At 68.9% G+C, this 12,659-nt stretch carries 5 protein-coding genes; 3 read left to right on the top strand and 2 right to left on the bottom strand.

The genetic code is table 11. The features are described from left to right. The first annotated feature begins 180 nt into the window (after nt 1-180). From ABE463_RS11935 to ABE463_RS11925, 3 genes are read left to right on the top strand one after another with little or no spacing between them, the layout of a single operon-like run. Nucleotides 181-3,669 (top strand): ATP-binding protein, encoded by a 3,489-nt coding sequence (locus ABE463_RS11935; RefSeq protein ID WP_346468310.1) that lies wholly within the window; start codon nt 181-183, stop codon nt 3,667-3,669. A 29-nt stretch (nt 3,670-3,698) separates the two neighbouring features. Continuing rightward, complete coding sequence (locus tag ABE463_RS11930) at nt 3,699-7,169, top strand: response regulator (protein WP_346468309.1); 3,471 nt, start codon at nt 3,699-3,701, stop codon at nt 7,167-7,169. 32 nt (nt 7,170-7,201) lie between these two features. After that, the gene (locus ABE463_RS11925) at nt 7,202-10,732 is read left to right on the top strand and encodes an ATP-binding protein (RefSeq protein ID WP_346468308.1); all 3,531 of its coding nucleotides are present in this window, start codon (nt 7,202-7,204) and stop codon (nt 10,730-10,732) included. A gap of 38 nt (nt 10,733-10,770) precedes the next feature. On the opposite strand, the gene mdtD is transcribed toward ABE463_RS11925, so the two are convergent. After that, nucleotides 10,771-12,174, bottom strand: coding sequence for a multidrug transporter subunit MdtD (gene mdtD / locus ABE463_RS11920; RefSeq protein ID WP_152151972.1), 1,404 nt, complete (start codon nt 12,172-12,174; stop codon nt 10,771-10,773). Between the two features lie 57 nt (nt 12,175-12,231). Beyond that, the gene (locus ABE463_RS11915) at nt 12,232-12,366 is read right to left on the bottom strand and encodes a hypothetical protein (RefSeq protein WP_346468307.1); all 135 of its coding nucleotides are present in this window, start codon (nt 12,364-12,366) and stop codon (nt 12,232-12,234) included. Nucleotides 12,367-12,659 lie beyond the last annotated feature (293 nt).

The raw sequence follows: 12,659 nt of genomic DNA, 5'->3' as shown, positions 1-12,659 counted from the left end.
GTCGTGCTTTGAAGATTCGTTTTTGATCAGAAAATTCATTGATCAAGGTGTGACGCAGTCCCGGCCTGATCGGCCCTTTTCGCACGGTGTCGACATACGGTGCTGTTCAAGCAGCGGAGAACGGTCGGGGTACGTGTGGCAGGAGGCCGATCTGCACCATGGGGCAGGCGCTGGGCAGCAGTGATACTGGGAGTCGTGCTGTGGCTGCCGATGCTTGCCGTGGCGGGCACCCTGGTCACCTTGCCATGGCCGCGGCTGCTGGGCGCCGCGGACGCACTGCCGACCTCGGCCATCCGTGCCGTCGGCGAAGACCGCGATGGTTACCTGTGGTTCGCCAGCGATGATGGCCTGCTGCGCTTCGACGGCCATCGCTTCCGTGCGTGGCGCCGCGAGCAGGGGCTGCCGGATGTGGACGTGCGCGCGCTGCACGTCGATGCACGGGATCGGCTCTGGTTGGCGACCGCCTCGCAGGGACTGGTGAAGGTCTCCGCCGACCGCCGCGTGATCCAGAGTGTGACCGGTGACGGGGCGGTGGTGCTGCCGCGTACCGGGATCCGGCACATCACCAGCACCCCCGATGGCGTGCTGTGGGTCGGCACCCGCGCCGATGGGCTGTTCGCACGGCAACCGGAGGGTCGTTGGCAGGTCATACCGCTTCAGGCGAACGGCATTGCCGTGCGCCAGGTCAATGGCGTGATCACCGATCGCGACGGCGCTATCTGGGTCGGTACGCCACACGGCGCCCTGCGCCAGGATGGCGACCGTTTTCTCGTCCTGCCGCTTCCAAGCGGCGACCTTGGCGACGTTCAATCACTCTGGCCCGACCCCGATGGTGGCGTATGGGCACGTACACCACAGGGCGTGCATCGCTGGAATGGCGAGGGCACGTTGCTGCCGTTGCCGGCACGTCAGGCGATGCCGCTGCTGCGCAGCACGGAGGGAGAGCTGTGGACGGGCGGGCCGGCGGGCTTGCGGCGTCATGTGCGCGGGCAGGCGCCACAGCCGGTGCGGTTGCGCGGTCCTGACGGCGGCACGCTCCAGGCCGCCGACATCGGTCAAGCCCTGGAAGATAGAGTCGGTGGGTTGTGGTGGCTCGGCCGCGATCAGGGGCTGTGGCACCTGTCCGCGCGCTGGCGGCAGTTCACCCTGCTGCCTGCCGCCCGTGACGGTTGGCCGGGGCTGGATGGCGACCACGTACTGGCGTTGGCGCCCGCCCATGGCGAGCGGGTATGGGTAGCTGGCGACAGCGGGCGCGTGCAGCGCGTGGACGTGCGCACCGGGCACAGTGACAGCCGTTTCGACTACCGCCCGGTGCGTCTGCGCACCGGTGCCGTGGGCATCACAGAAGATCACCGTGGCAACGTATGGGTCACCAGCGGCAACACGTTGTCCCGCTATGTGCCTGATACGGGCCAATTGCGACACTGGCTGCTGGGGTGGGAGGGCGGCGCGGGTGCGGTGGATCTGCAGGCCTGCCCCGATGGCTCGCTTTGGCTGGCCCGTGCTGATCGGATCCAGCGACGCGACGCCGATGGCGCGCTGCAGTTCTCCGCCGTGCCGCAGACACTCGGTCTGGCGCCCACGATGCATGGCCCGCGACTGCTGTGTGCCGGGGACGGTGTGTTGTGGGCATCCGATCGCAGTGGCGTGAAACGTTGGTTGCCGGCACAGGAACGCTTCGCTTCCGTCGATGGTGCGCCCCGAGACGAGGTGGGCGCGATCGCACGCGGCGATGATGGTCACTATTGGATCAGCGGCCCGGGGGTGCTGCGCCGCTATCGGTGGGATGGACAGCAGCTGCGCAAGACGCACAGTTTTGGCCCCGTGCATGGGTACCCGCAACTGCTTGCACGCGCCCTGGTGGTGGATGCGCGCGGCATCGCATGGGCCGGCGATGCGCGTGGCCTGATCCGGGTTGATCCGCATGAAGGGGGCGTACGCCGCTTCGGGAGCGACGATGGCCTGCCGGTGCATGACGTGCTGCCACGCCTTCTGGTGCGCACTGCCGGGGATCGGATGGTCGCTGCAGCGCACGAGGGTGGCCTGCTGCTGTTCGATCCGGTGGCCGTGCTGCGTCCGGCGCGGCCACCGGGGTTGGTGGTCCATGCGATTACCGCGCGGCGCGGCAAGGTACAGGTCACGCTGCCGGTGGGTGCCGGGCCGGTGCCGCTTTCCGGTGCGGATCGGCATGTCCGTGTGGCCGCGCGCCTGCTCACTGGCGGTGAGCCATCGCATGTGCGTTACCGGTTCCGGTTGAAGGGGCACGATGCGGATTGGCAGGAAGGCGGCACTGCGGGGCTGCGCGTGTTCGAACGGCTTCCGGTCGGTCTGCAGACGCTGGAGGTACAGGCCCGTCAAGGCGATGGAGGATGGTCGCCGACTCGCCGCGTGGCGTTGCAGGTCGCGCCGGCGTGGTGGCAGACGCCGCCGGCGAGGTGGACCACTGCTGCCTCGGCGATCGGCGTGCTGTGGCTGGGGGGATGGAGCTATCAAGCGCGGCGCCGGCGGCAGCGGCGTTGGCGTTGGCTGCGCGCCCGGCAGCAGCATGCCGAGCGCGCATCCGTGCAGCGCACCCGCTTTCTGACGGCGCTGGGCGCACGTATCCGCGTGCCGATGACTGCGGTCCTGGGCTGGAGCGAGCTGCTGCTGCACGCCCCGCTCGCTGCCCAGGAGCGCAACCGCATCACCAGCCTGCACTACGCAGGCGAACACCTGCTGCGGCTGATGGATGATGCGCTGGACATGGCCAGCATCGAAGCGGGGCAGTTGCAGTTGCAGCCGGCCCCCTTCGCGCTGCAGCCGTTGATCGAAGAACTTCATGCGCTGTTGTTGCCGCTCGCGCAGGGGAAGGCGCTGGTGCTGGAGTGGTGCAGCACCGTGCCGGCGTCGGCCTGGTTCATCGGCGACGCACGCCGCCTGCGCCAGATCCTGCTCAACCTGTTGAGCAACGCGTTGAAGTTCACCGCGCAGGGCACCGTCCGGCTCGAGGCGCAGTGGGGAGAAGAGGGCGAGGGCGTGGTGCTGCGGGTGGTCGATACCGGCCCTGGCATGACCCTTGGGCAATGCCGACGCCTGTTCCAACGCTTCGAACAGGCCGACGGTGCACAGACGGCCGCTCGCTATGGCGGCAGTGGTCTGGGCCTGTCCATCTCCCGCGATCTGGCGGTGGCGATGGGCGGTGACATCACGGTGACCAGTGCTCCCGGTGAGGGCGCCTGCTTCCAGGTCTGCCTGCCGCTGCCGCGCAGTGATGCCACGCCTGGAAGCGCCCTGGTGTCCGCGCGCGCTGAAACCGACGGTGCCGGGCCGCTGTGCGTGCTGGTGGTTCATCCGTTGCCGGTCGTCGCCGATGTGTTGCCGGCATTGCTGGCATCGCTTGGCCATTCCGCGCTGCATGTACGTGGCCTCGATGAGATGCCGCTCACCCCGGGCGATGCCGCATGCTGGGATGTGATCGTGGTTGATCCAGCGCTTTGGGTGGACGGTGAGCGGGTGGGCGCGCGGTTGTCGCGGCGCTGGCCGGGTGTGCCTCGGATCGCACTGACCCCGCGCGCGGATACGGGGGCCCAGCGCGAGTCCATCGCGGCCGGCTTCGATGTATTCCTGCGCCTGCCGGTCAGCCGGCGGGCGCTGGCCGATGGCCTGGCCCGATGCCGGCGCATTTCATGAGGCACAGGCTGCGGGACAGGTGCCTGTGCGTGCTGCTGTGCTGGTTGCTGCCGGTGCTGCCGGCGCTGGCGTTGTCGAGCCACGGCGCACGAATGACAACCGTGGATGGACTGCCCTCCAATGTGGTCCATCAGATCGTGGAGGACCGCCAGGGCTATCTCTGGTTCGCGACCGGTGATGGGCTGGCCCGCTATGACGGCAGTGGCTTCCGTGTGTGGCGGATGGAACACGGGCTTGCCGACAATGACGTGCGCAGCATGGCGCTGGATGCCAGTGACCAGCTGTGGCTTGGCACTGCGAATGGCACGCTGCAGCGTCTGTCGGCGGATCGCCAGCAGCTCGCCAGGTGGGCCGGGGCGGCGGCGTCCAGCCCGGTACTGGCGATCCAGCCCATGGGCGACGGCAGCGTCTGGTTTGGCACCCGCGACGCCGGACTGTTCCGGCTCGGCCTCGATCAGCGGCTGCGCCAGTTCCTGCCCAGTGCCGGAGGCCTGCCGTCGGTACGCGTGGAGCACCTCGCAGCCGATCCGCAGGGGGGGGTGTGGATCGGCAGTGCCGCCGGCCTGGCGCGGTGGCACGGCGATCGCGTCCAGACGCCGGCAATGCTGGGGGCGTCCGTCCTGGCCGTCACTGCGCTGGGGCTGGATGCGCAGGGCCGGCTGCGCTCGAGCACCGCCGATGGCACGGAGGTGCGGCAGTTGCCGTCTTTGCAGCCGCAATCATCACTGCGCGAACGGGCCCGTTGGCTCGGCTCCAGCCGGGCCGGTGGAGACTGGTTCGCCGAAGACGGGCAGTTGTGGTGGCAGGATCAGGACGGACATGACCGGCACGCAATCAAGCTGCCCCACCTCCACGGGCGCAGCCTGCCGCGCATCATGCGCGCGATTGAAGATCGGCAGGGGCGGGTGTGGTTGCTTGGTCAACATCAGGGCGTGTGGCGGCTGGGGGCGCAGTGGCGGCACCTGGAGCGCTTCACGGCGCCGGGCGATCCGGCCGCCGCTGCACCGGGCGGGCTGGCCCGCGCGGCAGATGGGCAGGCGTGGTGGGTGCGCGGCGGGAGACTGGGCAAGCTCTCGCCGGTGCACGGATTTTCGCAGGCCGTGTGGTCCTACGCGCAGGATCCAGCGCGTGCTGATCACCACAAGGTGGTCGAGGATGCGCAGGGCGTGGTCTGGGTGTTCGCAGCGCCCTGGCTGACCCGTATCGAACCAGCGCTGGGGAATCGGCAGCAGTGGCGCGTGGGCGCAGAGGGGGGCGGGTCGGCAGCGCCGGCAGGGAGCGCCTTGTTGGCCTGTGGCGACCGCCTGTGGCTGGCGGGCAATGGGCGGTTGGAGCAGCGCGCGGGCGACGGTCGCCTCCTGGACAGCACCACGTACGAAGCGGCAGGCCTGCGCCCGGGAGCCACTGCGTTTGTTCTGGAATGCGACTCCGTCGGCCAGGCGTGGCTCGGTGACCGCGAGGGGCTCAAACAGTGGCACCCCGGGTATCGTCGCTTCGCGTCTGTCCCGGGCAGCCGCCGCCGCGCGATCGGAGCGCTGCATCTGGCGGCCGACGGCGAGCTCTGGGCGGCGGATGCGGATGGGTGGTCCGTCTACCGCCCCGACGCAGCCCGCCTGCACCCGTCCAACCGGGTCGACGCGGCGCAGGGGCTGCCGACGGGACAGGCGCGTGGAATGGCCGATGCCGATGATGGCGCGATGTGGGCCACTACCGCGCGTGGCGTGGTACGGCTGGCGCCCGACCGCCGCAGTGCCCGGCTGTACACGGCCGACGATGGCCTGCCAGCGATGGTCTTCGCTACCGGCATGCTCGCGGTACGCGGCCATCTGTTGGCGATGGATCTGGCCGGCGATGTGCTCGCACTGGATCCGGTCGGCATGGTGGCGGCGACGGCGCCTTCGTTGCTGGTGATCGACCGGGTGCAGGTGCGTCGCCAGCGGCGCTGGATCGAACTGCCCGCCGCCAATCCGTTGCGGCTCAATGCTGATGATCGCGATATCCAGTTGTCGGCGCGCCTGCTTTCCGGTGGCCAGCACGGGATGGCCGACTACCGGTTCCGGCTGCGCGGGCAGGACCCGGAGTGGGTCCGCGCCGGGCAGCGCGGTACGCGCGGCTTTCCACGCCTGCCTGCCGGCGGGCATGTGCTGGAGTTCCAGGCGCGCGGTGCGGATGGACAGTGGACGCCGCTGCAGCAGATGCACCTGCAGGTGGCCTACAGCGGTTGGGCCCACCCGGGCGCATGGGCGTTGCTCTGGCTGCTCGCCGGCGGCAGTGCAGCACTGCTGGTGTGGTGGCTCCGGCGCCGACGGCGGCGGACAAATGCCTGGCGCGCGGCGGCGCGTCGGCAGGCGCGCGCCGAACATGCCGCGCAGGCCAAGGCGCAGTATCTCGCCACGCTCGGCCACGAAGTACGGACGCCGCTGACCGGTGTTCTCGGCATGAGTGAGCTGCTGTTGGCAGTGCCGCTGCCCGCAGATGCGCACGAACAGGTGATGCGCATCCAGCAGGGGGGGCGTGCGTTGCTGCAGGTGGTTGACGAGGCGCTGGAGACTGCCAGGCTGCAGGCCGGGAAAGTGCGGCTGGAGCAGCGCCGTTTTGCCGTCGGCCCGTGGCTGGTCGAACTGGAGGCGACACTCGCCGCCCGTCTGGCGGCGCAGGGGTGTCGGTTGTCGCTGGGACCCCCGGTGCCGTCCGGCGCCTCTGCCGAGGGCGATCCGCAGCGGTTGCGCGAGGCGATGGACCTGCTGACGCGGGGCCTTGCCATGCAGACCGGCGCCACCCTGATGAGCTTGCGCGTCGCCTGGCTGCCCGGCCGCTCGGGCCTGCTGCTGGACGTGATTGCAACGCCGGGTGCGTGTCCCTCACCCGCGCTGGCCGTGGTGCGTGACGTGCTGGCCGATGTCGAGGTGCTGGCCAGCGCCATGCAGGGAAGGCTGCACGTGCTGCAGTTGCCTGATCATCGTTGGCAGGCCGTGCTGAGCGTGCCGCTGGCCGACTGCGCAGCGCCCCCCTCGGGCATGGATGCGGCAGCGACGGTTGATCATGACGCCCTGCAGGTGCTGCTGGTCGAGGACGATCCGCTGGTCGCCGAGGTCGTGACCGGGCTGCTGCGCCTGCGCGGCCACCGCGTAGCCCATGCGCAACACGCACTGGCGGCACTGACCGCGCTGGCCCGCCCCGGCACGCAGTTGATGGTGTTGGACCTGGACCTGCCCGGCATGGACGGATTGTCCCTGCTGCGGCTGCTGCGTCAGCAGGGCCAGCGTCTGCCGGTGCTGGTGCTCACGGCCCGTCGGGATCCGGACCTGGAGGCACAGGTGACTGCCGCGGGAGGGGATGGCCTGGTGCACAAGCCGCTTCAGGGCGAGGCGCTGGATGCGGCCATGCAGCGGGTCATGCCGCCGCGCGTGGATCGTGCCGGCGCGGGGAACGGTTTACTATGCGGGGCGCTGCCCGACGACCGGGGGGGTCAGGGGCGACAGGCCCGTTCCGGGCGCTAGCAGTGAATCCACGGACAGACCCGGGAGAGCCATTGGTGTTGCGTGTGCTGTGGCCGCTGCTGATCGGCCTGTGTGTGCTTTGGCCGTCGCTTGCGTCGGCGCAGCCAGTACCGCCGACGCCGCGGCAGCTCACCGTGTTCGACGGGCTGCCATCCAATACGGTCAACCGCATGGCCGAGGATCGTTACGGCTATCTGTGGATCGCCACCAACGACGGCCTGGCCCGCTACGACGGTCGCAATTACCGCATCTGGCGCGCCGAGGACGGCCTGCGCGACAACCATGTCTGGAGCGTGCACGTGGATGCACGCAATCAGTTGTGGATCGGCACCGAGAGCGCCGGCCTGGCGATGATGTCGGCCGATCGTCGCGAGATCCGCTTCTACGACCGCGACAGCCATCCGGAGATCGGCAGCAACACGATCTGGAGTGTGGCGTCCACGCCGGACGGTGCGATCTGGTTCGGTACCTATCAAGGGGGCCTGCATCGGCTGGAGCGCGACGGTACGCTCACCCGCTTCATGCCCGAGCCCGGCAATCCGCGCAGTCTGCCGGCCGCATCGGTCGGCTCACTGACCACCACGCTCGATGGGACGTTGTGGATCGGCTCGCAGGCCGGGCTGGCCCGCTGGACCGGCCAGGATTTCGAGCTCGTGCCCAGCGAGCAGCTGCCGGCGCGTGTCATCAACGGGCTCACCGCCGAGGCGGACGGCAGCCTGTGGATCAACAGCAATGCCGGGGTGACGGTACGCCGGCCGGACGGTCGCTTCGAGCCGGCGCCCTGGGCGGTGGCCGAAGGCGATCAGATCCTGGGCATGATGCTGCGCGACGAGCAGGGGGGGTATTGGCTCGACACCCGCTCCGGCCTTGGCCGCGCCATGGACGGTCAGTTCCAGCAGGTGCCGCTGTACAGCGCGATCGCGCGTGGGCAGGTGCGGCCGAACTGGACCGGTGCCTACGAAGATCGCGAAGGCGGCATCTGGCTGGCCAGCACCAACGGCGGCCTGTGGCACCTGCTGCCGCGCTGGTGGCAGTTCTCGGTGCTGTCGCGGTTGGAAGATGACCCGGCATCGCTGCGCAACGCGTATGTACTGGGCATGGGCGCGGCCGCCGACGGGGGCGTGTGGACGGTGGGCACGCATGGCGCGCTGGACAAGTTCGATCCGGTGAGCGGGAGGATCGAGCAGCACCGGACCTGGGTGGACGGCACGCAGTGGCTGCAGTCGGTGCTGGAAGATCCACGCGGTCAGGTCTGGATCGGCTCCTGGGATGCGCTGTTGCGTTACGACCCCAGGCAGAAGCGCATACGGCGCTGGGGGCGCGATGCCGCGGTCGATGCGGCGATGGACGGCGCGATCGAATCCTTGGCGATCTGCGACGGCAAGCGCTTGTGGACCGCATCGGCCAACGGCCTGCAGCAGCGCGATCTGGAGGGGCGCGTGCTGCACCGGGTGGCACTGGGCCATGCCGGGCTGAGCACGGGGCAGAACGTGTTGGATATCCGGTGTGGCCCGGAGGATCGGCTGTGGGTGGCCACCGGCCAGGGCCTGCTGCAGTGGGTGGCGGCGCGTTCGCGGTTCGAGCCCTTGCCGGGGGGACCCGCGGCGGGTGTCCATGCCATGGCGCTGGCCGGCGATGACACGGTGTGGCTGTCCGAGGAAGGCAAGCTGTCGCATTACGCCTGGCAGGGCGATCGGCTGACCCTGCAGGAAGTGATCGGCAGCAGTGCGGGCTACCCGGCGATCAACGCGACCGGGTTGGTCGTGGATCGCCAGGGCGTGGTCTGGGCAGCCAATGCGCGCGGGCTGGTGCGGGTCGATCCGGAGGCCGGCAGCGTGCGCCAGTACGGCGTGCACGATGGCCTGCCCAGCCAGGAGTTCCGCCGCCGCACACTGACGCTGACGCAGAGCGGACGCATCGTCGGCGGCACGCCAGCCGGCGTGGTGGTGTTCGATCCTGCGCTGGTCAAGCCGGCGACCCGCCGTGCACCGCTGGTGATCGAGCGGGTCGAGGTGCGCCGCGGCGAGCGCGTGCTGGACCTGACCCATGCGGTGCCGCTGGACATCGCCGACGGTGATCGCGACCTGCGGATCGTGGCGCGGCTGCTGTCCTTCGCCGATTCCACCTCCAACAACTATCGCTACCGCCTGGCTGGCTACGATCCGGACTGGGTTGAAGTGGGGCCGGGCGGTGAGCGCCTGTTCTCGCGTCTGCCACCGGGCCGTTACCGGTTGGAGGTGCAGGCGCGCTCGGCCGACCACATCTGGTCGCGGGTGCAGGTACTGGAGTTCCGCGTGCTGCCACCGTGGTGGCGCAGCCTGTCCGGGCTGTTGCTGCTGACCTCGGCGGTGCTGTTGCTGCTCAGCCTGTTCGCCTGGTTGTACCGGCGCCGGCTGCAGCGCCGGCATGCCTATCAGCTGGCGCTGCAGAAGCAGGAACTCGCCGAGCAGGCCTCGATGGCCAAGACGCGCTTTCTGGCCAATCTGGGGCATGAAGTGCGCACGCCGATGACCGGGGTGCTGGGCATGAGCGAGCTCCTGCTGTCCTCGCCGTTGAACGCGCAGCAGCGCGGCTACACCGAGTCGATCCGACATGCCGGTGAGCATCTGCTGCACCTGGTCAATGATGCGCTCGACCTGGCCCGGATCGAATCGGGACGGCTGGAACTGCAGGCGCAGTCCTTCCAGTTGCAGCGGCCGATCGGCGATGTGTGTGCGCTGATGGCGGCACTGGCCGAACAGAAAGGGCTGCGGTTCGTGGTCGACAACACGGTATCGCCCGGCACGCGCACCATCGGCGACGAACTGCGTGTGCGTCAGATCCTGCTCAATCTGCTGGGCAACGCGGTCAAATTCACCAGCCACGGCGAAGTGCGCCTGACGCTGCGGGCGATCACGCCTGGCCGCGGGCTGCACATCGAAGTCTCCGATACTGGACCGGGCATCAGCGCCGATCAGCAGGAGCGCTTGTTCCGTCGCTTCGAGCAGGCCGATGGCGCGCGTACTGCCGCTCAGTACGGCGGCAGCGGGCTGGGCCTGGCGATCTGTCGCGAACTGGCACTGGCCATGCAGGGGCAGATCGGCGTGCAGAGCCAGCTCGGCGTGGGCACGCGGTTCACGGTGACGCTGCCGTTGCCGCTGGAGGCCGGGACGACCAACGCGAGCGGGGCGGACGAAGGCGAGCAATGGGTATTGCCTCCGTTGCGGATCCTGCTGGTGGAAGACGATCTGACGGTGGCCGAGGTGGTCAGCGGGTTGTTGTCGGCGCGCGGGCATGAGGTGGTACACGCCGAGCATGCGTTGTCGGCGTTGCGCGAGGTCAGCGAGGCGCCGTTCGAGGTGGTGCTGATGGATCTGGATCTGCCCGGGCTGGGCGGCATCGCGCTGGCCGAGCATCTGCGCAGCCAGGGCTTCGAGATGCCGTTGATCGCGGTGACGGCGCGAACGGATCCCTCGATCGAGCAGCAGGCACGCCAGGCCGGCTTCGATGCGTTCCTGCGCAAGCCGGTGACCGGCGATCTGCTGGTGGAGGCGATCGCGCGCGTGTTGCACGCCGCCCGGTAGCAGCGGACCGTTGGTCCGCTGACGGTGCGTGCCTGCCGTTACTCGGCGACCTCTTCGACATCCCGCGGCGACGGCCTGGTGTCAGGCAGCTGCCAGAAGATCAGTGTGGAAGTCAGCGTGATCGCGCCGACGCAGACGAAGGTGGCGTGCAGCGCGGCGGTTGCGCCGTGCGAGGCATCGAGGTGGTTGAAGGCCGCGAGCAGACTGCCTGCCGCCGCGGCACCGAAGCCGGTGGCGAGCATCATCACCATCGAGAGCAGGCTGTTGCCGGCACTGGCGAAGTCGCGATCCAGATCGCGCAGGGTGACGGTGTTCATGACGGTGAACTGCAGCGAGTTGACCGCGCCGAACAGTGCCAGCTGGACGATGCGGATCCACAGATGCTGGCCAGGGGTCATGAAGATGAAGCTGGCCATCGCCAAGCCGACCAGCACGGTGTTGACCATCAGCACGCGGCGGTAGCCGAAGCGTTCGACGAGTTTGACGGCGTAGCGCTTGGAGACCATGCCGGCGGCGGCGACGGGGATCATCAACAGGCCGGCGTTCATCGGGCTCATCCCCATGCCGACCTGCAGCAGCAACGGGATCAGCAGCGGCATGGCACTGCTGCCGATGCGCGAGAACAGGTTGCCGAGGATGCCGATGCGGTAGCTCGGCACATGGAACAGCGCGAGCGAGAACAGCGGCGCGGTGGAGTTGGCCGCATGCAGCCAGTAGCCGACGAGCGCGGCGAGGCCGGCGACGGTCATGAGCATGACCAGCGCATGCGGTGTCGCCATGCCCGAGATGCCGTCCAGCGCGAGAGAGAGAACAACCATGCCGAAGGCCAGCATCAGGTAGCCGGCCATATCGAAGCGGGTGCGGTGCTCGGCGTAGTGGTCGGGCATGATTTTCATGGCCGCGACATAGCCGATGATGCCGATCGGGAGGTTGATCAGGAACACCCAGTGCCACGAGGCGACTTCTACCAGCCAGCCGCCCAGGGTGGGGCCGATCAGCGGGCCGATCAGGGCGGGAATGGCGATGAAGCTCATGGCGCGCAGGAACTCTTCGCGCGAGACCGAGCGCATGACGGCCAGGCGGCCGACCGGCAGCAGCATGGCGCCGCCGATGCCCTGCAGGACGCGCGCACCGACGAGCTGGTGCAGGGTCTGGGCGAGGGCGCAGGCGAGCGAGCCCAGGGTGAACAGGATGATGGCGACGAGGAAGGTGCGCCGTGTACCGAAGCGGTCGGCGATCCAGCCGGAGGCCGGGATGAACGTAGCCACGGCGAGGGCGTAGCTGAAAACGACGGACTGCATCTGCAGCGGGCTTTCGCCAAGGCTGCGGGCCATGGCAGGCAGGGCGGTGTTGACGATGGTGGAGTCCAGCATCTGCATGAAGATGGCCAGCGATACGAGCCACAACAGGGGCCGGATCGAGGCGTAGCTGCTGGTCGTCATGGTGCGGGCCTTCGTCAACGAGGGCGATATGATCGCCGATGTGGGATCAGGGTGTGGTCAAGAGCTGAAGCCGAAGCCGAAGCCGAAGCCGAAGCCGAAGCCGAAGCCGAAGCCGAAGCCGAAGCCGAAGCCGAAGCATTGGTGCGGTCGGTGTCCCGGAGAGGGTGCGGCACGGGTGGGTCGGCGGGACACGCCGTAAATCCGTCCATGGAGGCTCATGTCGCGCCATCCATGGCGCTCATGGTCCCGCCAACCCACCCGTGCCACACCCATGACCGTTGGTTGGCTGCCACGGAAAATGCAGGCGATCACACGCTTGTCTTGATTGCCGGGAATGGACGTGATGCCGGGAATGACATGGGTAGATCCACGCCATGCGTGGATGGCCGCGCGCAGCGCGGCAATGATCGGGGCCGATCAAGCACTCGATGGGATGCTTACGTCGTCTTGAGGTGCAAAACCGAAAGCACGCGTCCTGGATGCAG

The sequence above is a fragment of the Stenotrophomonas sp. TWI819 genome (assembly GCF_039673075.1).
Lineage (GTDB): Bacteria > Pseudomonadota > Gammaproteobacteria > Xanthomonadales > Xanthomonadaceae > Stenotrophomonas > Stenotrophomonas rhizophila_B.
Note: the sequence above shows the minus strand (reverse complement) of the source record. Positions and strands in the feature narration are given on the sequence as shown.

Excerpts from the sequence above, each read along its gene's own strand:
- mdtD (WP_152151972.1), bottom strand. The coding sequence starts at position 12,174 with ATGACGACCAGCAGCTACGCCTCGATCCGGCCCCTGTTGTGGCTCGTA.